Below are 21,325 nucleotides of genomic sequence, written 5' to 3'. Positions count from 1 at the left end.
CGCTGGCTTGGATGCCAGCGCGCCACCGTAAGGTTCCCGAGCGGTCGCGGACGTTGTACTGGGTGGTGCTTGGCCTGATGACGCTCGCTATCTCCATCCAGGGATTCCTTGGCGGAACCTTCATGCACGGCGGAATATACCACTTGGCATTCTGAACCGGTCCGGCTGTGCGCATAAAGCGGTCGTTTTCTGAACAGGCACGGCCGAGGGCGCGTCTTCACCGAGGACGCGCCCTTTGACTGATCAGCGGATCGACTGAACTGCTTCGCTGCAGGCCTGCTCGCAGCGATGGCAGTGTTCAGCGCAGATGCGGCAATGCTCGTGCATGCTCGCATGCTTCTCGCACTCCTCCGCACACAGCCCGCAGGCGATGGCGCAGGCTTGAAGAGCCGCGACCAGCGCCTGCTCGTTGCTGCCGGTGCGGCGGGTGCCGAGCGAGCCTGCCGCCAAGCAGATGTCGGCGCAGTCGAGGTTCAGACGAATGCACTGGCGAAGCTGCGCGACCATCTCTTCCGCCAGACAGGCATCAGCGCACGACGTGCAGGTTTGAGCACATGAGTAGCACTCCTCGAGACAGCGGATCAGTGCATCGTTCGTGCTTCCTTTCACGTCCGGATGCGTCGCGATCATCTCTTTCATGTGGTGCATCGTTCTCTCCTGTTCAGGCAGTGGTCTCACCACCTGTCGAAGCAAGAGGTTACAAACCTGAATGTTCCGGCCTTTGCGTTGGACCGTGCGGCCGCTTTGGCGTGTCGAGTAACCTCTGGCGCTGGTGGTAGCGCACCGTCTCGACGCCCATGCCGCCTGCGTGAGCGAGCCCGGGATCGTAGTGCGGGAATTTGAACGGAGAAGGGCCGTGTCGCCGATCGTCGTGTGGGTACGAATCAGCGCTGGGTGGCGGCTTTACTCGTTGCACTGCCAATAGCTCGCGCTAGGTCGGCAGTACGCCCCGAGCGGGACACAGCCCGGCCATGGCGGATGCCAATCCGCTGTCGCTGTCGCGCAACAGGTTATGGATTGCGGTCGCAGCGATCGCTGCTTGTCCGGTCGCGACGCTGATCTGATCGAGCCCTTCCACAACGTCGCCAACCGCGTAGAGGCCAGCAACAGAGGATTGTTGGTGGGCGTTGGTCAGCACGCATCCCGTTGCCGCGAGCTTCGCGCCCAGCGAAGTGGCAAGCCCTGTTCGAGGCGATGAGCCGAGCGCAGGGTAAAGCGTGTCGAATTGTAGCTCCAGGCCATTGGCCAATCGAACCTCGACACAATCGCCAAGACGCAGCTGCTCGACAGGCGAGGGCGCGACATCGACGCCCTGCTGGTTCAGCCTGGCAAATTCGGTCGGTGCGAGGTCGAGCGACCGTTCGGCGAGAAGCGTGACCTTGGCACCATAAGCGCGCAGGAATTCGGCTTCTTCAGCGCCATGGCGGTCGCAGCCGAGCACCGCCACGCTCATCCGCCGAGCCTCATAACCATCGCAAATCGGGCAGTAGCGGAGAATGTGAATCGGCCTGCAATATTGACCCCGTTTAGGGCTGATCGGCGAGCAAAATTGACCCCCTGAACATGGACGGTTCAGGCTCCTGTGCTTTGCGGGAGCGGACGGGAGATGCTGGTCGTGGAGACGGTAGCGCGGATCCGGCGCGAGTTTTTCGTCAAGGGCAAGTCGATCAAGGAGATCGTGCGCGAGCTTGGCGTATCGCGGAACACGGTTCGCAAGGTGCTGCGATCGGGTGCGACGGCATTTTCCTATGAGCGGACGGTACAGCCGCTTCCGAAGCTGGGTCCGTGGGCGCGCGATCTGGAGCGGCTGCTGGAGGCGAACGAGCGCAAGGCGCGTCGCGAGCGGCTGACGATGGTGCGGATTTACGAGGAGCTACAGGGGCTGGGCTATCGCGGCGGCTATGACGCTGTCCGGCGTTATGCGACGGGATGGCACCGCGAGCGCTCGGCGGTGACGGCGGCGGTCTATGTGCCGCTGAGCTTCGACCCGGGCGAGGCCTATCAGTTCGACTGGAGCCACGAGGTCGTCCTGATCGGCGGGGTGACGACGACGGTGAAGGTGGCGCACATGCGGCTTTGCCACAGCCGGATGTTCTATGTGCGAGCCTATCCGCGCGAGAGTCAGGAGATGGTGTTCGACGCGCATGATCGCGCGTTCGCCTTCTTCGGCGGTGCGTGCCAACGCGGCATCTACGACAATATGAAGACGGCGGTGGATGCGATCTTCGTCGGCCGCGAGCGGCAGTATAACCGGCGGTTCCAGCAGATGTGCGGGCATTATCTGGTGGATCCGGTGGCGTGCACGCCGGCGTCGGGCTGGGAGAAGGGGCAGGTCGAGAATCAGGTCGGCCTGGTGCGCGAGCGCTTCTTTACGCCCCGCCTGCGGTTCAAAAGCTATGACGAGATGAACGACTGGCTGGCGGACCGCTGCGTGACGTTCGCCCGGCGGCATCGCCATCCCGAGCAGAAGGAGCGCACGGTCTGGGAGGTGTTCGAGGCTGATGAACGGCCCGCGCTGATCGCCTATCGCGGTCCGTTCGACGGCTTCCATGCGCTGCCCGCCGCGGTGTCGAAGACGCTGCTGGTCCGGTTCGACTACAACAAATACTCGGTGCACGCGAAGGCGGCGGGGCGGCCCGTGGATATCCACGCCTATGCCGACCGCATCGTGATCCGCCAGGACGGCGAGGTCGTCGGCGAGCATGCACGGCGCTTTGGCCGCGATCAGACGATCTATGATCCCTGGCATTATCTGCCGGTTCTGGCAAGAAAGCCGGGGGCGCTCAGGAACGGCGCGCCGTTCAAGGACTGAGCATTGCCGCCGGCGTTCGAGCGGGTGTCTCGGCGGCTGGGTGGCCACATCGATGGCGATCGCCAGATGGTCGATATCCTGACGGCGGTGATGACCGACGGCATTGAGGCGGTCGAGGCGGCCTGTGCCGAAGCGCTCGGCAGCGGCCCGGTCAGCCGCGACATCGTCCTCAACATCCTGACCCGCCAGCGCCAGCCGCCGGCACCGCTCAATATCGCTACACCCGAAGCGCTGCGGCTCCGTCACGAGCCCGTCGCCGACTGTGCCCGTTACGACAGCCTGAGGAGGTCTTATGGAACGTCACGAGATCCTGGAGATGATGGGAACGCTGAAGCTCGTCGGCATGCGTCATGCCTATGACGAGGTGGTCGCTGATGCCGTCAAGCGTCAGCACTCCGCGCAACGCGTGGTCGGTGATCTGCTGAAAGCCGAGATATCCGAGAAGCAGGCGCGCTCGATCAAATATCAGATGACGATCGCCAAGCTGCCGCTGGCCAAGGAGCTCGCCGACTTCGACTTCGCCGCCACGCCGATCAACGAGGCGCTGGTCCGGGACCTCGCCACCGGCGGCTTCCTCACCAGCCAGCGCAACGCCGTGCTGGTCGGTGGCACCGGTACCGGCAAGACCCATCTGGCGATCGCCATCGGCCGCGCCTGCGTGCGTGGCGGCGCTCGGGTCCGGTTCTACAACACGGTCGACCTGGTCAACCGGCTCGAGGCCGAGACCCGCGCCGGACGGCAGGGACGCATTGCCGATCACCTCTACCGGCTCGATCTCGTGATCCTCGATGAGCTCGGCTATCTGCCGTTCGCGCTGTCCGGCGGCCAGCTGCTGTTCCACCTCGTCAGTCGCCTCTACGAGCAGACCTCGATCATCGTCACTACCAACCTCGCGTTCGGCGAATGGCCCTCGGTGTTCGGCGACGCCAAGATGACGACCGCGCTGCTCGACCGGCTCACCCATCATTGCGACATCGTCGAGACCGGCAACGAGAGCTGGCGGTTCAAGAGCCGCGAGGCCGCCTAACCCCTTCCCCCGGACCCCCATCCCCGCGGGTTGACCCGGTGGGCCCACAGGAACCTCCCACGGACGCCGCCGCCTGCGCTCCTGACGGCGCGCGGCGTCGTCCGCGGGTCCCTCCTATGGACTACCGGGACAACCCGCACTGCCTATCCAAAGGGGGTCAACCTTGAAAGCCGATCAGGGGTCAACTTCCCGCGCCGGTTGACAGCGGAGAAGGCCACGCGCGACGCCGATGTCATGCATCGCATCGGGCATCTCGGGACGTCGATTGACGACACCCGTCGCGAGCACGACGGTCCGCGCGTACAGGACGTTCGGTCCGCAACTTGCCGAGAAGTGATCGCCTGATGCGACGATCGCGTCGATCTCACCGCTCTGGACCGTACCGCCATATTCATGCAACTGAGCCTGCAGGCGCGCAAGAAACGTGACGCCGGAAATGCCGCCGGGAAATCCTGGGAGGTTGTGCGAGCGCGGGATGGAGGCGGCGCGCCCCGCCGCCGCGTCGTAAACGACGCAGCTCCTGAGAAAGCGGGAAAGATAGATCGCGGTCGTGAGTCCAGCGGGGCCGCCGCCCACAATCAGACAGTCGATGACCTCCTCGGGATCGCCAGTCCAGCCTTGATTGGTCAACCGCAACCTCATCATTACCCCGCGCATGCGCCCGGCGGGCCCGCGGCCCTACTCATTCGGACGGTAGGCGCAGGTAGAAAGCGCTTTGTACTCCCTTGTGAATACGCGCCGATGCCGCTTCCCCCTCATCAAGAGGGTGCGGCGGCACGAAAAAAGATCGTGAGGGATGACCCGTCCTGCTGCGTAATACAGGTGAACTCAACGGAAATGGAGATTACCCGCATGCGTCGCTTGTTCATCACGACTGCCGCCGCCGCCCTGTTCTTCGCAGGCGGCGTGGCAAACGCGCACCCGAAGCTGGTGTCCGCCAGCCCCGCCGCCAACGCGGCCGTCGCGACCCCGGAGAAGATCAGCCTCCAGTTCAGCGAGAAACTCGTACCTGCTTTCTCCAAGGCCGAACTGATCATGGCCGCGATGCCTGGCATGGCGGCCATGAAGATGCCCAGCAGCGCCGCGGTCGGCTCCGACGGGCGTACGCTAACCATCATCCCCAAGCAGCGTCTTCCGCGCGGGCGTTACAACGTCGACTGGCAAGTCGTTTCCGGCGACACGCACAAAATCACCGGCAGCTACACCTTCACGGTGAAGTGAGCGAATGCTCGACTGGCCGACCATCGCCATCCGCTTGGCGTTGTATCTGGTCCTGGCGGTGCTGTTCGGCCTGTCGGCGTTCAGCCTCTATGGCCTTCGGCTCGGCGAGCGCGAGGATGCAATCGCTCTGCGGCCTTGGCTTTCCGGAAGTGCTGTGCTCGGGTTGCTGCTTTCAGCCGCTGGCCTGACCCTCATGGCCTCGTCTATGGCCGGATCCCCATTCTGGCCGGTCGACGAGGCCGCGGTGGCTGCGTTGCTCGGAGGACCACCGGTTGGCTCCGCCTGGAAGGTGCGAATGATGGCGCTGGTCATTGCCGGGGGCGCGACCCTGCTGGCGCGAGGCAGAGCATCATGGCTGGCGACCACCATGATTGCCGCCGCTACGGCGTTGGCGACACTCGCTTGGAACGGGCACGGCGCCATGGACGAGGGAAGCACCGGATGGCTTCACCTGGGCGCGGATATTCTCCATCTCCTCGCAGGCGGTATATGGGTTGGCGCACTGTTCGGATTGCTTCTCCTGATGACGCGCCGCGCCGAGGCGATCGATACCGCGCACCTTCAGCTCACCCATCGGGCGCTGCACGGCTTCGGGGCGGTGGGCACGCTCGTGGTTGCCATTTTAGTGATCACCGGCTTGATCAATAGCTGGCTGCTCATAGGCCCAGCCAATTTCACGTCCTTGGGCACGACGCTCTACGGCTTGCTGCTGCTTGCCAAGCTGGTCTTGTTCGCAGCGATGCTGGGGCTCGCTTCGCTCAATCGCTTCCGCCTCACGCCGGCCTTCGAACGATCGATTGCCATGAACGATCATGACGGAGCGCTTATGGCGCTGCGAGTCAGCCTGGCGGTCGAGACAGCCTGCGTAGTCGGTATCCTGGCACTTGTGGCATGGCTTGGCACCCTCGCACCGCCCGCATCGGGCATGTAGGTGAGGTTACCTCTGCTGGGTCTGTTGATGTATGAGAGATGAACGAACAAGGGAAGCAAATCATGGCCGATGTCAAACGCAGTGATGCCGGCAGCGGCCAGGGTGACGGCGGCGTCGTTCTGATCACGGGCGCGAGCGGTTTCATCGCTGCGGCTCTGATCGCCCGGCTCGGCGAGCGCTACACGGTCGTCGGTCTCGATCGCGCCGGTCCGCCCGAGCCACCACCGCCCGCCGCCGCGATCGACATTGACGTCGGCTCGGATGAAGCGGTTCAAGCTGCGCTCGACGAGGTTCGCGCGCGCTACGGCAACCGCATCGCTTCCGTCATTCACCTCGCCGCCTATTATGACATTTCTGGCGATCCCAATCCGCTCTACGACAAGGTAACCGTCCAAGGCACCCGGCGGCTGATCGACGGACTCCAGTCGTTCGATGTCGAGCAATTCGTCTTCGCCAGCACGATGCTGGTCCATAAACCGACCGCCACTCCGCAGGAGCGCATCAACGAGGAATCGCCGATCGGTGCCTCCTGGGCGTATCCGCAGTCCAAAGTTGACACAGAGGCGCTGCTGCACGAGCGTCACGGACGGATACCCGTCGTCTACCTGCGACCCGCCGGAGTTTACGACGACGATGGGCGCTCTGCGTTCCTCGCACAGCAGATATCGCAGATCTACGAGCACCGCCTGATCTCGCATTTCTATCCTGGCATGCTGTGCGCGGCGCAATCATCGGTGCACCGCGATGACCTGGCGGAAGCCGTGGTGCGCCTGGTCGATCGGCGGCACGATCTTCCGTCTGAACTGCCCCTGCTTATCGGCGAACCCGATGCCCCCGGCTACGCCGAAATCCAGGATATCGTCGGCGAGGCGCTCCACGGCGAGGGCTGGAAGACAATCCGCATCCCGCAGCCGCTCGCGAAGGCCGGTATCGTTCTTCAGAACGAGGCACTCGGCGACGACGATTTCATCCAGCCCTGGATGATCGACAGTAGCAACGACCACTATATTCTCGACATCTCGCGCGCACGGTCGCTGCTTGGATGGGAGCCGAAGCACAGTCTTCGCGAAACACTTCCGACGATCGTTGCGGCGTTGAAGCGCCACCCGCGCGCCTGGTACCGAAACAACAAGCTCAACGAAAACCTGGTCGCCTGGAACGACAATTCAGATCCGAAGCCGGCCGAGTTGGACCCCCACACGCCTGAAGCCGCAACCGGCGCGATGGCCGGCATGGATCACGGGGCGATGGACCATGGCAACATGGACCACGCCGCAATGGGGCACAGGGCCGGTGCTGAAGAGATGGCGATGACCGGTCACGGTGCACATGGCGATCACATGGCCATGATGGACCGCGACGAGCGCCGCGCACGCTGGGCGCTTTACGCCAATATCGGCCTTGGTCTGTGGCTCGCCTCCAGCCCGCTCATCTATGACTCCATGACCACGCAGAGCGTCGGCGAAGCGGCGCGGTTCGTCACCGTCGATCGCGGGTTGCCATCGATCGAGTGGCGGGCGAGCGCGCTGGCCATCAGCGATGTCGTCAGCGGCCTTGCCATCGCGCTGTTCGGCGCGCTGTCGCTTGTCCCGCGCACCAAGACGTGGGCGCAGTGGGCTGTCGCGTTCATCGGCATTTGGCTGTTCTTCGCGCCGCTGATCTTATGGAGCCCGAGCGCCGCGCAGTACAACAACAACCTGCTCGTCGGGTCCGCAGTCATCGCGCTGTCGGTCCTCGTGCCGATGATGCCGGGGATGAGCATGGCCGGCATGATGGACCCAAAGAACATCCCGCCTGGTTGGACCTATTCGCCATCGACCGACGCGCAGCGGCTGCCGATCGTCGCCATGGGCCTGATCGGTCTTCTCACCTCGCGCATCCTGACCGCCTACCAGCTGGGGCACATCGATAGCGTCTGGGAGCCCTTCTTTGTCGGATCGCTGACCGACCCCCGCAACGGGACGGAGGAGATTATCACGTCGGGCATGTCCAAGGCCTGGCCGATTCCCGACGGCGGGCTTGGCACGGTGAGCTACGTGCTCGAGATCCTGATGGCGGTGATGGGCACCCGCGACCGCTGGCGGACGATGCCGTGGATGGTGACCTTCTTCGGTATCCTGGTCATCCCGCTCGGCGTCGTCAGCATCTACTTCATCATCAGTCAGCCGATCGTCATCGGCACGTGGAGCACGCTGGCGCTGATCGCCGCGCTCGCCATGCTGATCATGATCCCGTTCGCGCTCGATGAGGTTATCGCCATGGGTCAGTTCCTTATGTGGGCTAAGCGCCGAGGCAAGCCGCTGATCCGCACCTTCTTCAAGGGCGATGCGATCGAGGCCGGCAGTGAGGACGCCTCCGACGTGATGTCGTCACCTGCCGCCTTTTGGGCCGACACGAAGCGCGGGCTGACGCTGCCGTGGACGCTGGCGGTCAGTATCGCGCTCGGCGCATTCCTGATGCTCACCCGGGTGACACTGGGCAATGAAGGCCCCATGGCGAACAGCGACCATGTGGTAGGCGCCCTGGTCATCACCGTCGCGATCATCGCTACCGCCGAAGTCGCTCGCGTCCTGCGCTTCATCAATGTCGCGCTCGGCGCCTGGCTAATCGCTGCCCCGTTACTGCTCACGGGGGCCGGCCTTCTGGGGACGATCGTTTCGGTGGTCGCAGGGCTCGCCCTCGCCGGTCTCAGCTTGCCGCGCGGCAAGCGCAGCCCCGAGCATTATGCGAGCTGGGACAAATACGTAATTTGAGGCCTTACTTGCATCCAGAGAGGAGGGCTCGGCATGGTGCATGCCAGCTACCGAAGCTTATTCGAGCGTCATCAAGGCAGTTTTTTGGGGTGACGGGGGGAGCCGTGGGCCGCGGCTACAACTTTGAGCGGCATCGCCACTGTTCGGTACGGCCCAGTATGCTAATGCGATTCCTTCGCAGGATCGTTGATGGCCTGCGGGCTAAGCTCCATCGCATCGAGACAGAGATAATATGAAGTGAAGTGTTCCAAACTTGCCCTCCTGGAGCTTGCCATCACGCTCGCCGCGCTACTTGTCCCGGCTGCGGCTATGGCCGCACCCGGCGACGTACAAACCGCATGGCGGCTGCTCGACTATATGGCCGTCGATTATGGCGGAGCGGTCGCGGATGGCCGGATCCGGAGCGCGGCTGAATATGCCGAGATGAACGAGTTCGCCGCGTCCGTTGCGACGCGGCTGCGCGATCTGCCAGAGAAGCCGGAACGGCAGGCGCTCGTTCAGGGAGCCGACAACCTGCAAGGGATGATCGCGCGCAAAGCACCGGCTGAACAGGTGGCGACCACCGCGCATGGGCTGGCAGCTGATCTGCTGCGCGTCTATCCAGTGCCGCTCGCGCCCAACAAGGCTCCGGACCTCGCCTCGGCCGATGGGGTGTTCCGACAATCCTGTGCATCCTGCCATGGCTTGACGGGCGACGGTCGCGGCCCGGACGCAGCCAAGCTCGACCCGCCCCCGATCGCATTTACTGATGCCGAGCGCGCCCGCCAGCGGAGCGTGTTCGCGCTGTATCAGGTGGTGACGCAAGGGATCGACGGGACCGCGATGCAGAGCTTCGCCGATCTGTCCAATGATCGACGCTGGGCGTTAGCGTTCCGCGCCGGCAGTTTCGCCTTCACCGACGAGCAGGCGCGTGAAGGCGAGCAGTTGTGGAAGTCGGACCCGGCGCTCCGCCAGCGCATTCCGGACCTTGAAACGCTGGTCGCCCTCACCCCGGCTGCACTCGCCTCCTCCATAGGCAAAGCCAACGCCGATGCGATCATGGCCTATTTGCGCCGCCACCCCGACCAGGTGGTGCAACACGCGCCCGGCTCGCTCGCAGTCGCGCGTGCCAAGCTCGCGGCAAGTGTTGCCGCCGCGCGGCGCGGCAATGCGCGCGGGGCGAAGGAGCTGGCCTTGTCGGCTTATCTCGACGGGTTCGAGCCGATCGAACCAACGCTCACGGCGCGCGACGCCACCCTGATGGGCCGGATCGAAGGCGCTATGGGCGAGTTCCGCGCCGCGATCGACCGCGGTGCATCGCCCGACGATCTCGCGGAAAAGGTGTCGGTGCTCGACGGACTATTCGACGATGCGGAAGCGGCGCTGGCGCCCGATGCCGCTACGGGGGCCTCCACGTTCCTGGGCGCATTTACGATCCTGCTGCGTGAAGGGCTCGAAGCGCTGCTCATAGTCGTTGCCATGATCGCGTTTCTTAGCAAGGCGGAGCGGGGGGAGGCGCTGCGCTATGTGCATGGCGGGTGGATCAGCGCGCTCGTTGCCGGGGGGATTACCTGGGCGGTCGCCACCTATGCCATTGGGATCAGCGGCGCGAGCCGTGAGCTCACGGAAGGGTTTGGGTCGCTATTCGCCGCGATCGTGCTGCTCTCGGTCGGAATATGGATGCATGGAAAGGCGCAAGCCGATCAGTGGCAACGCTATATCCGGGAGAAGATGTCGCGGGCGCTTACGGGCGGGTCGGGCTGGTTCCTGTTCGGTCTCGCGTTTGTCGTGGTCTATCGGGAGGTTTTCGAGACGATCCTGTTCTATGCCGCGCTCTGGTCTCAGGGGAATGGCCCCGTGCTGCTGGCGGGTGCTGCGACCGCCGTTCTCCTGCTTTCGGTGATCGCCTGGGCCATGCTCCGCTACAGCCGTACGCTGCCGATTACGCAGTTCTTCCGCTACAGCTCATGGCTGATGGCCATCCTGACGGTCGTGCTCGCGGGCAAGGGGGTTTCCGCTCTCCAAGAGGCGGGCATCATCGCCATAGCGCCGCTTCGCGATGTGCCCAGGCTCTCAATGCTTGGCCTGTTCCCTACATGGCAATCCGTGCTGGCGCAGCTCCTGATGGCAGTGGCTATCGGAACCGGCTTCGCCTGGAACCGTCGCGGCCAGTTGGCAAGGCATCGGCTCACTGACATCGATGCAGGTCCATAATGGAGGGCGGCGCCCTTACGGCTGAGCCGGGAGGCGTCCGTAGGATTCCGCCGCCTTTACTGGATCGTGCAGCGCACCGCCTTCTCCGCCTTCACAGCGGCTTTGCGGCATCCGTTGATCGGCTCACGATGGCGCAGACCCTGTCGGCCGCTCCGATCACCTCCCGGCTCGCCGGTGCATGTTGCGCGAGTCGGCCCCAGGGGCGTAGAATAGCAGCCCCAAGAGCATCCCGCCGCCGCTGGCGGCACCTCATCGCCATATTTGGAATAGGCCTCGCCTTCCTGGCCGCTCCCAAAAGAAGCAACCTTACCATCAGCCGGATTTTACTCCGCCACGCTCAGCACAGCGCCGGCGTTCCGATGGCATGTTTTGTCACCGCCGCATCCAGGCGGTGCTGTCGCAGTACAAGGCCGCGATCGAGAAGCTCGATGCGAAGGGGACAGAGCGATTCTTCGCGGCCGACTCGCAGATATTCGAAACGGGTGGCTCCGAGGGAAGCTACGCCACCTACCTCGCCCATCATCTTGGGCCAGAGCTGGCGGCGTACAAGTCGTTCACATTTTCCGACTACAAGGTCAGCGTTCGCTTTGAGGGACCGGTTGCACTCGCTACCGAGACCTACCGCTATCGAATCGAACCCAAGAACGGAGCCGTAGCCGAGCGTATTGGCGTCGCGACCAGCGTCTTAACGCGCGAGGGAAATAGCTGGAAAATCGTCAGCATGCACAATAGCGGTCGCAAGCTGAAAGGCTCCTGATCGGTCTATGGCCGCTACTGCTTCTTCGCTGGATTCGACGTAGCCGACTGCGGTGTCGCGCTGGTCGAATTCGTCGGGTGATCGTGCTCCGCTATGCCGGCATAATGGTTCATCTGATCCTCGGAGATGTCCGACGTTTTCTCGCTGCTGCCACAAGCCGTTACGGCTAGGGGTAACAGAAACATGGCCGCGATAATCGCCCTCGATCTTCTCATAACATACCCTTCGATGCCGAACTGAACCCATCATAGCTGATACGGTGCTTATTTGACTTGCTCACAATGATACGGTGGACAAGATTGCGCTAGACCGGCATGCTCATGATGTCCTTATACGCGGAAAGCAACTTATTGCGAACTTGCAGCGTCGCCTCGAACGCGATCGACGACTCCTGCCGCGCGAGCATGACCTTTGCAATATCGACCTCTTCGCCGCGCTCATAGGCGACTGTCAACTGGCCGGCGCGAGCGTTGATTTCATTAATCTTTTGAATCTGTGTTTGCAGTGTAGAGGTAAAGCCGCCTGGTTCCGTACGTTCAGTCCCCAAAATCCTTTGGTTTGAGCCAGGCCCTGCAAGCGAGTCTGCACCGTCCGCCTTTCCAAGCACGGTATCCATCGCTGCTTCGAATTTTGCTCCCGCACCCCCGGGGCTACCAACAGAACCCGCGCTGCTTGCTACATTTCGAAGCGCCGCATTCCTGTCGAGGATGGCGCTTCGCACGGCCATGACGTCGTTGAAGATGCTGCTCATGTTCACCCCGGTGCGACCTCTAGCATAGCTGTATAATCGCATCGCATGCGTTAGAGGATGGTTAACGACGCTTAGGAATGATTGCTTCATCGTAAAGCCGTGCGCCGATCCTTATAGGATTCGTCCAAGCCTGCCAGACGATGCGCGACCAGAGGTCTAATCATTGGCAGTTGACGAGATGGGACTCACTACATACGGGGCATTTTAATTGTGCAGCGCGCCTTCTCTCGCTAAATCAAAGGACAATCGCGCACGACACCCTTGCCGCTCGCGCTGGCAGCTTGGGTATGGGGGCTCACCTTTGCCACGCTGATGCCCCTACGCTGGCGCCTGACGGCGCTTTTTCCCTCGTCGGCCCGGCTGCCGGGAGTGCACCTATGAGCGGCATCGAAGTGCCTGCGCTGCGGGGTCGGCCCTGTACCGTGACATTACCGCCCCGCGCAACCCCGATCATGCTCGGGATCCACCCTTATTCTGTCGCCGGCTTGACCTCGATCGTGCAGCGCACCGGCTTCTTTGCCTTCGTCGCCGACTTGCGGCACGTCTCGATCGTCTCGCGATTGTCGCGCAACAGCTTGTCGGTCGCGACGATCGCCTCCCAGCGCTCCGGCGCAGCGGCCCGCATCAACCGCTGCCCCCCCTCCCATTGCGTCGGCGCGTCCAAAACGCGCGTCGCCACGCCTTCAGGCCATAGCCAGCTATCGGGCGTCAGACGCGCGATCGGCCCCGCCAACGCGGCATAGAACAACAGCCCCAGCACCAGGCCGCCACCGCCGAACAGATATAGCCAGCGATTCTGCTCGTCGCCGCGCCGCGCGGAAGCAAGCCGGCTCCCGATCTCACGCGCGGCCTGGTCCAGCGCCGTGCGCGCCTCGGTGATAAGACGCTGGTCCTCGCGGCGCGCGCCGATCGCCGCCGTCGCGATCTCGCCCGCCATATGCGCCGGGTCCATCGACAGGGCAGGGCTTTTCCGCATCGCGGCGATCTGCTGGGCCAGAACCCCCAGCACCTTTTCGGTACGCTCAAGCGTCGGCTGATAATCGGGAATGTCGATGGACTCGCGCGCGGCGGTCAGCCCTTCGACCGCATGACGCAGCAACGACACCTCGCCGCGCAACCGCTCGAACGCGGCCACTGGATCGTCGCCGGCATGGGGTTCGCGATACTCGTCCTCGTCCATGTTTGTTTCTCTCCCTACCGGCTAAGTCCACGGTCGCGGCCGATTCCCAGCTCATGCGTCAACTGGCGGCCCAGCTCGCCGCCGCCCATCTGCGGGCTGCGCTCCATGCCGATCTCAAGCCCCAGCTCGCGGGTGCGATTACGCAGGATCGATTCCACCTGTGGATCGCGCTCAAGGCTTTTCGCCATGCCCGCCATTTCCTTGCCCGCCTTCTCGCGGCCCGTCATGTCGCCGGCGCGATAGAGGCGGTCTCGGTCCTGGGAGAGCTGTTGCCAGCGTTCCACAAACCGATCGGCGCGCAAGTTCGGATCGGTGCGCACGCGAGCTTCCTGCGCCATCGCTTCGATCATCGGGCCGCTGCGTCCCGCCGCCGCGTCGCGCAGCAAGGCCGGATCGCGCTGCATCGCCGATGCGAGGTCGCGCGAAGCTCCTGGCCTGATCTGGTCAAGCGCCTCGGTCGCGCGCTCGAGCGCGACTTTCTGATGTTCCAACACCGGCCCGCCCGATGCGCGGGCCTGCAACATCGCCTCGGCCGAACGCGAGGTCCGCTCGACCGCGCGCGCGAATGTCCGATCCTGGCCGCGATCCGGCAACGCCGGCGTGCGCTCCGCGCCCTTCGCCGGCTCGGCCGACAGCTTCAACCCGTCGAACATGCCGCGCTTGGGCCTCTCGCCCTGGCCGCGATTGGTCGCCGGCGCTGGCCGCTCGGGTGCGGGCCGGAAATTGTCGAACATACCCCGCCGCGGCCGCCCCTCGCCCGCGGCCTTCGCCTCGCCAGCGCCGCGGTCGTCGCCCATCTGGCGTGAAGTTCCCGCGCTCGGCGCGAGGATCTCCACGCCCTTCCGCTCGGGCGCATCCGCAACGCGGATCTCACCCGACAGCCCGCGCCGATCGGCGAACGATTGCGCCTCGGCGTCGCGGTCGCGGAACATCGGATAGTCGGACGCCATATCCTTCGCCCGCTCGCGGCCCAGCGTGCGGACAAGCTTGCCGGTGTCGGCGAAGTCGTCGCGGCCATAATGGAGCTGCACGCCCTCGCGATGCCGCGACAGCGCCACATAGGCCGAATGGCGGTCCATCCCCGGCGTCGCCAGCACATGCGCCTGATCGACAGTCACCCCCTGCGATTTGTGGATGGTGGCAGCATAGCCATGATCGACATGGGCATAGTCCTTGAGGTCGAACGCCACCGATCGGCCATCGTCGAGCCGCACCGCCATGCTGTCGGGCGACACCCGCTCGACCTTGCCCAGCAAACCGTTCTTCACGCCAAGCCCGCGCTCGTTCTTGAGGAACATGATGCGGTCGCCGCTGGCGAACTCCCGCGCGCCGCGCTCGGCCGACACGCGCACGTCGTCGCCCAATTCGCCCGACGCGCGCAGCCGATCGCGCGCGGCCAGGTTCAGGTCACGCACCTCCGCATTGGTATGGGTGAGGATGATCCGGGTCTTGTCCGGATCGGCGCTGCGCTGCGCGTCCCATCGGTCGACCAGCTCGGCCCGGGCCTGCTCGCGCGTGTCCGCCGCCTGCACCATGCCATGCGCCTCATAGGCATGGACGGCCTTGCCGGTCCTGCCCGTCGCCAGCGCCCGCGTGGCGTCTTTCTGCCAGTCCTCATGCTGCCGGCGAACCTCGCTGATCTCGGCCGCCCCATGCCGCTCGGCCAGCGCGCGAAACGCCGCGCCCGCCTCGATCGCCTGCAACTGCTCAGGATCGCCGACCAGCACCACCTTCGCGCCCGCCCGCTCGGCCGCCGACAGCACCCGCTCCATCTGGCGCGTGCCGATCATGCCGGCCTCGTCGATCACCAGCACGTCGCGCGGACCTAGCAGCTCCCGGCCCTGGTCCCACTGATATTCGAGACTGGCGATCGTGCGCGAGGCGATGCCCGATCCGCCTTCCAGGCTCTCCGCCGCGATCCCCGACAGCGCCGCGCCGCGCACCTGGTAGCCAGCGCGCTCCCATTCGTCGCGCGCGACCCCCAGCATGGCGGATTTGCCGGTGCCGGCGTAGCCGACCACGATGGCAATATCCTTCTCGCCGGTTATATGCGCCAGCGCAGCTTGCTGCTCTCCCCCGAGCACCAGGCCCTCACTCCCGGCGGCGTCCAGCCCCCTTTGCAGCGACGCTGCCGGGAGACCATGCCTCGCCTTGTCGGCAAGACGATCGGCGGCGTGTTCCAACCGCTGCTCGGTGTCGATCATATCGCGGGAGGTAAAGCGGTCCTCGCCGCGCCCGTCCTTGCCCAGCCCCACCAGCTCGGGCGAGGTCCGCACCGCGCTCATCACCTGGTCGAACTGATCCTTGCCGTCGCTGTGCCGGAACGCGAACTGCGCCAGGTCGCGCCGCGTGAACGTCGCCTGCTGCCGGGTGATCGCGTCCAGCGCGATCTCGGGCCGCGCAATGATCTTCTCGCCATTCTCGCGCGCGATCCGGGCATGGTCCTCGGCCCGCTCGGCCTCAAGCCCTTGTTCGGGCATCCGCGACGCAGCCGGTCCGATCTTGTGTTGCGGCTCAAGGTCAATGCCCTGCGCCTCCAACGTGCGATGATCTATGCGGGCATCAATATCCAGCTGGGCCAACCGCTCGTTGACATGATCGGCCCACGCCTCGCGCCACTCCTTCAGGAGCGCATTGCTGTTCCACTCGCGCACCTTCTGCCCGAAGCCCTCGGGGCCAACCTCGCGCATCGACAGCATGACATGCGCGTGCGGCTTGGGCTCGCCGTCCTTGCCCCTGTCCCAATGCACATTGAGGTCCGCGACCATGCCCCGATCGACAAACTGCTTTTCGACGAAATCGCGGGCGAGGCTCACGCCCTGAGCCGTGTTCATCTCGCGCGGGATCGCGAACTCGACTTCGCGCGCCAACTGCGCGTCCTTGCGCTTCTCGCCGGCCTCGACTTCATTCCACAGGCAAGCGCGGTCGTTTAAACGCTCCGGTGCGCCTTCGGGCAGTATGATTTCCGAATGGACGACGCCTGCCTTATTCGAGAAATCATGGTCGCGCCCGAGTCGATCATCGTGCAGCCGTTCCGCTGCACGATAGGCCGCGCTTGCAACCGCGCTCGATCCGTTGGCGCGACTCACAACCTTGGCCGAGAAATGGTAGATCGCCATGACACCCTGCTTATTGCACTTCTGAGCGCACGTCGGCAACGACGTATAAGCGCGCACTCACACTCTCTGCCGTTCGCATGATTGACTTCGCCGTATTTTCTGCCGGACGCGCTACCCTATCACGCCGATCATGCTACGCTGCGGTTCCTGTTGATGGGCGCGAGGGAGAGGATGATGCGCAAGGTGCGGGACTATGACGCGGAGCTGAAAGCGCTCGGCGACAAGGCCAGGACATTGAAGGCCAGGAAGGTCCAGCAGCTCGGCGAACTCGTCACCACCACCGGGGCCGATGCGCTCGATCTCGATGTGCTGGCGGGCGCGCTGCTCGCTGCCGTCGCATCCGCCAGCACGGAAGAAAAGGAGGCGTGGCGCTCGAAAGGCGCGGCCTTCTTTCAAGGACGCGGGCGCAAGGGTTCGCGACGCGCTGCTGGCAACGCGGAAAGCGGAAACGAAACTGGCACAGGCGAGGCGCAGGGTTGAAGCCGCCGCGCGCCGCGCCGATACGAGAGGATGGGTTGTGCAACGCAGGGAACGCACCCGCCACCTGATCGAGCTGGGCGGCCTCGTCCACAAAGCCGGCCTCGTCGATCTGACCGACGATGATCGCGCGACCCTCTACGGCGCGATGCTCGATCTCGCCGCGCGCGCCCAGGGCGAGGATGCCGACAACATGCTGACGCTGTGGAAGCGGCGCGGCAAACGCGCGTTCGACGCGGAAGCGGAAGGGAGTGACGCACCATGACCAGGCTCGATGTCGAAGCGATCCGGGCAGAGGTCCGCGCGCTCGATTATGTCCGCGGCACCCCCGCCGAAATCGCTCTGTGGCGCGAAGGCGATGCCGAAGCCCGCGCCAATCTCGCGATCGAAGGCATGGACCTCGACGCCGACGAACACGCCCTGTTCGACATGCTGCGCGCAGAAGCTGTCCCCCCTCCCCTAGCCACCGCGATCGTTCTCAAGCTGCTCGATCATCCCGACGCCGACCCGGCGCTAGCGATCTCGCCGGCGACGATCCGGGCGGACGGGTAAGCGGCGATGGAATGGTTCCGCCAGCTCGGCCGTGCGCTTCGCAACCTCGCCCGTATCGCGCGCGAACAGCCGATATGGGCGATCACGGCCCTCGTCACCAGTCCGGTCGCGCTGATCCGCCACCTGTTCGGCGTGGTGGTCCTGTTCCTCATCACCGGCCTGGTGCTGGGCCTCGGCGTGCCGCTGATCCTCGGCAAGCTGCTCGGCCTGCCCCGCGATTCCAACATCTACCAAATCGTAATGATGCTGACGAGCCTGGTCATCATCCTCGTCACGCTGCGCGCCCTCTTCCAACCGCTGATCCTGCGCTATGGCGGTCCTGCCGGCGATGACACCCACGGTTCGGCCCGCTTCGCCACCGATCGCGAGACGCGCCCGCTCGCCCAAAATGGCGAAGACCTGCTGATCGGCCGTGATCGCAAATCGGGCAAGCTGCTGCGCTACGCCGGTCCCGCCCATCTGCTGACGATCGCGCCGACGCGCACCGGCAAGGGCGTGGGGACCATCATTCCCAATCTGCTCGACTATCCCGGTTCGGTCATCTGCATCGACCCCAAGGGCGAGAATGCCCGCATCACCGCCCGCTATCGCGCGAAGTTCGGCCCGGTCCATGTCCTCGATCCCTTCGGGGTGACGGGCATCCCCTCAGCCGCGTTCAACCCGCTCGATCGCCTCGACCCTGCCGGCCTCGATCTCGCCGACGACGCCATGACGCTGGCCGACGCGCTGGTCTATGACGCTCCCGGCGAAGCTGGCGAGGCGCATTGGAACGAGGAAGCCAAGGCGCTGATCGCCGGTATCCTCTTGTGGGTGGCCTGTGACCCGCAAGCGCAAGGCCAGGACTACACGCTGGAAGCCCTGCGCGACTGCCTCACCTTCGCGCCTGATAATTCCCAAAGGATGCTGCGGGAAATGTCGCGCAGCACGCAGGCGCGGGGCCTGATCGCGCGTGCCGCCAACCGCCACCTGGGCAAGTCCGACCGCGAAGCGGCCGGCGTGCTGTCGGCCGCGCAGCGCCATACCCATTTTCTCGATTCCCCGCGCATGTCGGCCGTGCTGGGCCGCTCGGATTTCACCTTCGCCGATGTGAAGACGCAGCCCACAACCGTCTATCTGGTGCTGCCGCCCGATCGGCTCGCCACCTATGCCCGGTGGCTGCGCCTGATGCTGGCGCAAGGGTTGACCGATCTGGCGCGCGCGCCGGCCTCCCCCGCCCGCCCCGTCCTGTTCCTGCTCGATGAGTTCGCCGCCCTCGGCCGCCTCGAACCCGTCGAGCGCGCTATGGGCCTCATGGCCGGCTACGGCATCCAGCTCTGGCCGATCCTGCAAGACGTTCACCAGCTCCGCGCGCTCTACGAGCGCCGTGCCGGCACCTTCTTGTCCAACGCTGGCGTCTTGCAGATATTCGGGGTCAACGATCACGACAGTGCCAAGCTCGTCTCCGATCTGCTCGGCCAGGAGACGGTCGTGTTCGAGACCATGAGCCGCGCGATCGACAGCGACGAAACCGGCATATCGTTCGGCGCGCAGCATGTCGCTCGCCCGCTGCTCACCCCCGATGAAGTCCGCACGCTGCGCGAGGATTACCAGCTCCTGTTCCTCGCGGGGCAACGGCCGATCGTCGCCGCCAAGCTCAAATACTATGCCGATCGCGAGTTCGCGGGCCGCTTCGACAAGGCGTGAGGCCGTTTAAACGGTGCGTGGATCTCGCGCCGGAAAAATCGGGCGGCCCTGGGAAGCCCGTAGAGCGCCATAGGCGGTTCCGACGCCGAAAACCCTGACCTACGCCCGGAATGAGGCCGGGCGGGCCGGAAATCGCCCCCTGTGGGGACGTTTCCGCCTCCTCTACCCTCTCGATCAGAACGCCCACATATCCGCTTGGCTTTTCTGGAAAGCCATTTTCGGCGGCTGGGTTCAATGATGCGCTGGCGATAGGGGTGTGACGGTTACACCACACCCCAAATTAACAAAAGCGTGCCGGCGAAGCCGGCTCATTTTGGGGATGCCGGGTGGGAGGATCGCATAGCGATCCGGGGCGGCCGAAGGCCGCGAGCCGGCGGGGCGGAGCCCCAAGAGGCGGTGCTTTTCTTCCTTTCAACGTCGCATCAAGCGGGGCGGCCTAAAGTTATCCACAGCCTCGCCCTAGTGTTAATATATGGGTTTAGAGTCGTGTTACGGGATTTGGGCGGTTTTATAGTGCGTTGAAAATAATGTATTAATTGGCGTTTTTGTGACGCGCGGTGAATCCGCTCTGACGAAAAAGCGAATCCAGAGTGACGATAGGGTGAATCCACTCTGACGATAGGCCCGCCCCCTCCAAGCGTAATCGGAATGACGATAGCGCGGGGGTGAATCTGAAATGACGATAATCCGCTTGCGTATGTGAAATGACGATAGTAGCTGTGGCGTTAGTGAAATGACGATAGACTCCGCCCCTTCCCTGTTTGACGCGCCGATCGCCGCGCCGTCCATGGCCGTGGACGGCGACGATCGCACGCCGCTGCTGCCGGTGCGGCACCCTAACCAAGACCTGTTCATCTGCGATGTTCTCGACGCCATCCCCAAGGACGACATGGCCTCGATGGAGCATCCGGTTTTCTCGCTCTCGACCAAGCCCGACAACCGGATGCGGCGCTATGAGCATAACGGCAACGTTATCGAGATTATCCCCTCGGGCAAGGGGCTGGCGACGATCCACGACAAGGACATATTGATCTACTGTATTTCGCAGCTCGTCGCGAAGATGAATCAGGGCCAGCAACCTAGCCGCACGGTGCGCCTGCAAGCCTATGACATGCTCGTCGCCACCAACCGGCAAACCAGCGGCGAAGGCTATCGGCTGATGGCCGACGCCCTCACCCGCCTGCGCGGGACCACGGTGCGGACCAATATCCAGACGGGCGGTGTCGAGGAAACGCGGATTTTCGGGCTGATCGAAGAAGCCAGAATCACACGCAAGACGTTCGACGGCCGTATGCTCGATCTGGAAATCACCCTGTCGGATTGGGTTTATCGCTCGGTCATCAGCAAGAATGTTCTGACGCTTCACCGCGACTATTTCCGGCTCCGCAAGCCGTTCGAGCGGCGCATGTATGAGCTGGCCCGCAAGCATTGCGGCGTGAAGGACGAATGGAAGATCGGCCTGGAGCTGCTGCAAAAGAAATGCGGCTCGAACAGCCCGCTCCGGGTGTTCCGGGCCTTGGTCAAGAAGGTCTGCGAGCATGACGCGGACCACGGCCATTTCCCCGACTATGCGGTGACGATGAATGATGACGTGATCCTGTTCCGCAACCGCTCGGGCCTCAAGTCCAAGCCCGATCCGCTCGCCAACGCCGGCGACGATGCGCCCTATATCGACCCGGAAACCATGCACGACGCCAAGACGGCCGCGCCAGGCTATGACGTGTATGCGCTTTATGACGAATGGGTGTCGTGGTGGCACGACATGGGCAAGCCCGAGCTGAAAAGCCCCCGCGCCGCTTTCCTAGGCTTCTGCAAGAAACGGCACGAACGCAAGCCACTGCGCTGATCCCTTACGTGGACAAGCGTTCA

Annotated in this window: 17 protein-coding genes and 1 pseudogene; 12 read left to right on the top strand and 6 right to left on the bottom strand. The window is 64.2% G+C overall.

The window, feature by feature from the left end; all coding sequences use genetic code 11:
- Positions 1-243: 243 nt before the first annotated feature.
- Positions 244-639, bottom strand: coding sequence for a four-helix bundle copper-binding protein (locus VGN68_RS15845; protein ID WP_327477845.1), 396 nt, complete (start codon positions 637-639; stop codon positions 244-246).
- Between the two features lie 292 nt (positions 640-931).
- Positions 932-1,498: an NAD(P)/FAD-dependent oxidoreductase gene (locus VGN68_RS15840; RefSeq protein WP_327477852.1), complete on the bottom strand. Its 567-nt coding sequence runs from the start codon at positions 1,496-1,498 to the stop codon at positions 932-934.
- A 108-nt stretch (positions 1,499-1,606) separates the two neighbouring features.
- On the opposite strand from VGN68_RS15840, the pseudogene istA reads away from it, so the two are divergent.
- Both istA and istB read left to right on the top strand, forming a co-directional pair.
- Positions 1,607-3,172 (top strand): annotated as a pseudogene (gene istA, locus VGN68_RS15835) (IS21 family transposase).
- On the top strand, positions 3,105-3,839 hold the full coding sequence (gene istB / locus VGN68_RS15830) for an IS21-like element helper ATPase IstB (protein WP_327477843.1): 735 nt from the start codon (positions 3,105-3,107) through the stop codon (positions 3,837-3,839). The pseudogene istA and the gene istB overlap by 68 nt, the downstream one beginning before the upstream one ends.
- A gap of 174 nt (positions 3,840-4,013) precedes the next feature.
- On the opposite strand, the gene VGN68_RS15825 is transcribed toward istB, so the two are convergent.
- Positions 4,014-4,469 carry an NAD(P)/FAD-dependent oxidoreductase gene (locus VGN68_RS15825; protein ID WP_327477841.1) on the bottom strand — a complete coding sequence of 152 codons (456 nt, stop codon included), beginning with the start codon at positions 4,467-4,469 and terminating at the stop codon, positions 4,014-4,016.
- 222 nt (positions 4,470-4,691) lie between these two features.
- Between VGN68_RS15825 and copC the strand changes: the two genes are divergently transcribed.
- The 5 genes from copC to VGN68_RS15800 all read left to right on the top strand — a co-directional run bounded on the left by copC (position 4,692) and on the right by VGN68_RS15800 (position 11,694).
- The gene (gene copC, locus VGN68_RS15820; protein ID WP_037475981.1) at positions 4,692-5,060 is read left to right on the top strand and encodes a copper homeostasis periplasmic binding protein CopC; all 369 of its coding nucleotides are present in this window, start codon (positions 4,692-4,694) and stop codon (positions 5,058-5,060) included.
- A gap of 4 nt (positions 5,061-5,064) precedes the next feature.
- Positions 5,065-5,991 (top strand): copper homeostasis membrane protein CopD, encoded by a 927-nt coding sequence (gene copD, locus VGN68_RS15815; RefSeq protein ID WP_327477838.1) that lies wholly within the window; start codon positions 5,065-5,067, stop codon positions 5,989-5,991.
- A gap of 62 nt (positions 5,992-6,053) precedes the next feature.
- Positions 6,054-8,744 (top strand): vitamin K epoxide reductase family protein, encoded by a 2,691-nt coding sequence (locus VGN68_RS15810; protein ID WP_327477835.1) that lies wholly within the window; start codon positions 6,054-6,056, stop codon positions 8,742-8,744.
- 309 nt (positions 8,745-9,053) lie between these two features.
- Entirely contained in the window at positions 9,054-10,937 is a 1,884-nt protein-coding gene (locus tag VGN68_RS15805) for an FTR1 family protein (protein WP_327477833.1), read from the top strand.
- Positions 10,938-11,301: 364 nt separating this feature from the next.
- Positions 11,302-11,694, top strand: coding sequence for a YybH family protein (locus VGN68_RS15800; RefSeq protein WP_327477831.1), 393 nt, complete (start codon positions 11,302-11,304; stop codon positions 11,692-11,694).
- A 304-nt stretch (positions 11,695-11,998) separates the two neighbouring features.
- Here VGN68_RS15800 and VGN68_RS15795 read toward each other — a convergent pair whose 3' ends face one another.
- From VGN68_RS15795 to traA, 3 genes are all read right to left on the bottom strand, one after another.
- A complete protein-coding gene (locus VGN68_RS15795; protein ID WP_197421634.1) occupies positions 11,999-12,445 on the bottom strand; it encodes a flagellar hook-basal body complex protein FliE in 447 nt (148 codons plus the stop codon).
- A gap of 469 nt (positions 12,446-12,914) precedes the next feature.
- Entirely contained in the window at positions 12,915-13,625 is a 711-nt protein-coding gene (locus tag VGN68_RS15790) for a DUF6118 family protein (protein WP_066268885.1), read from the bottom strand.
- Between the two features lie 14 nt (positions 13,626-13,639).
- The gene (gene traA, locus VGN68_RS15785; RefSeq protein WP_066268888.1) at positions 13,640-16,744 is read right to left on the bottom strand and encodes a Ti-type conjugative transfer relaxase TraA; all 3,105 of its coding nucleotides are present in this window, start codon (positions 16,742-16,744) and stop codon (positions 13,640-13,642) included.
- 174 nt (positions 16,745-16,918) lie between these two features.
- Between traA and VGN68_RS15780 the strand changes: the two genes are divergently transcribed.
- The 5 genes from VGN68_RS15780 to VGN68_RS15760 all read left to right on the top strand — a co-directional run bounded on the left by VGN68_RS15780 (position 16,919) and on the right by VGN68_RS15760 (position 21,302).
- Positions 16,919-17,224, top strand: a complete 306-nt coding sequence (locus VGN68_RS15780) for a conjugal transfer protein TraD (RefSeq protein ID WP_066268908.1) — start codon at positions 16,919-16,921, stop codon at positions 17,222-17,224.
- Between the two features lie 37 nt (positions 17,225-17,261).
- Positions 17,262-17,486 carry a conjugal transfer protein TraD gene (locus tag VGN68_RS15775; protein WP_066268892.1) on the top strand — a complete coding sequence of 75 codons (225 nt, stop codon included), beginning with the start codon at positions 17,262-17,264 and terminating at the stop codon, positions 17,484-17,486.
- Complete coding sequence (locus VGN68_RS15770; protein ID WP_062346066.1) at positions 17,483-17,773, top strand: hypothetical protein; 291 nt, start codon at positions 17,483-17,485, stop codon at positions 17,771-17,773. Before VGN68_RS15775 ends, VGN68_RS15770 begins: the two co-directional genes overlap by 4 nt.
- Positions 17,774-17,779: 6 nt before the next feature.
- Positions 17,780-19,456 (top strand): type IV secretory system conjugative DNA transfer family protein, encoded by a 1,677-nt coding sequence (locus VGN68_RS15765; protein WP_066268898.1) that lies wholly within the window; start codon positions 17,780-17,782, stop codon positions 19,454-19,456.
- Between the two features lie 733 nt (positions 19,457-20,189).
- The gene (locus tag VGN68_RS15760) at positions 20,190-21,302 is read left to right on the top strand and encodes a replication initiator protein A (RefSeq protein WP_062069515.1); all 1,113 of its coding nucleotides are present in this window, start codon (positions 20,190-20,192) and stop codon (positions 21,300-21,302) included.
- The last annotated feature ends 23 nt before the right edge of the window (positions 21,303-21,325 follow it).

The sequence above is a fragment of the Sphingopyxis sp. genome, from assembly GCF_035998965.1.
In the GTDB taxonomy this organism is placed as follows: domain Bacteria; phylum Pseudomonadota; class Alphaproteobacteria; order Sphingomonadales; family Sphingomonadaceae; genus Sphingopyxis.
This window is presented reverse-complemented; position numbering and strand designations above follow the sequence as displayed.

Bases quoted from the DNA above. Each gene is read 5' to 3' on its own strand.
- VGN68_RS15845 (WP_327477845.1), bottom strand. From the start codon at position 639: ATGAAAGAGATGATCGCGACGCATCCGGACGTGAAAGGAAGCACGAAC.
- VGN68_RS15780 (WP_066268908.1), top strand. From the start codon at position 16,919: ATGCGCAAGGTGCGGGACTATGACGCGGAGCTGAAAGCGCTCGGCGAC.
- VGN68_RS15800 (WP_327477831.1), top strand. From the start codon at position 11,302: ATGTTTTGTCACCGCCGCATCCAGGCGGTGCTGTCGCAGTACAAGGCC.
- VGN68_RS15805 (WP_327477833.1), top strand. From the start codon at position 9,054: ATGGCCGCACCCGGCGACGTACAAACCGCATGGCGGCTGCTCGACTAT.
- traA (WP_066268888.1), bottom strand. From the start codon at position 16,744: ATGGCGATCTACCATTTCTCGGCCAAGGTTGTGAGTCGCGCCAACGGA.
- copC (WP_037475981.1), top strand. From the start codon at position 4,692: ATGCGTCGCTTGTTCATCACGACTGCCGCCGCCGCCCTGTTCTTCGCA.
- VGN68_RS15795 (WP_197421634.1), bottom strand. From the start codon at position 12,445: ATGAGCAGCATCTTCAACGACGTCATGGCCGTGCGAAGCGCCATCCTC.
- istB (WP_327477843.1), top strand. From the start codon at position 3,105: ATGGAACGTCACGAGATCCTGGAGATGATGGGAACGCTGAAGCTCGTC.
- copD (WP_327477838.1), top strand. From the start codon at position 5,065: ATGCTCGACTGGCCGACCATCGCCATCCGCTTGGCGTTGTATCTGGTC.
- VGN68_RS15765 (WP_066268898.1), top strand. From the start codon at position 17,780: ATGGAATGGTTCCGCCAGCTCGGCCGTGCGCTTCGCAACCTCGCCCGT.
- VGN68_RS15770 (WP_062346066.1), top strand. From the start codon at position 17,483: ATGACCAGGCTCGATGTCGAAGCGATCCGGGCAGAGGTCCGCGCGCTC.
- VGN68_RS15810 (WP_327477835.1), top strand. From the start codon at position 6,054: ATGGCCGATGTCAAACGCAGTGATGCCGGCAGCGGCCAGGGTGACGGC.
- VGN68_RS15760 (WP_062069515.1), top strand. From the start codon at position 20,190: ATGACGATAGACTCCGCCCCTTCCCTGTTTGACGCGCCGATCGCCGCG.
- VGN68_RS15790 (WP_066268885.1), bottom strand. From the start codon at position 13,625: ATGGACGAGGACGAGTATCGCGAACCCCATGCCGGCGACGATCCAGTG.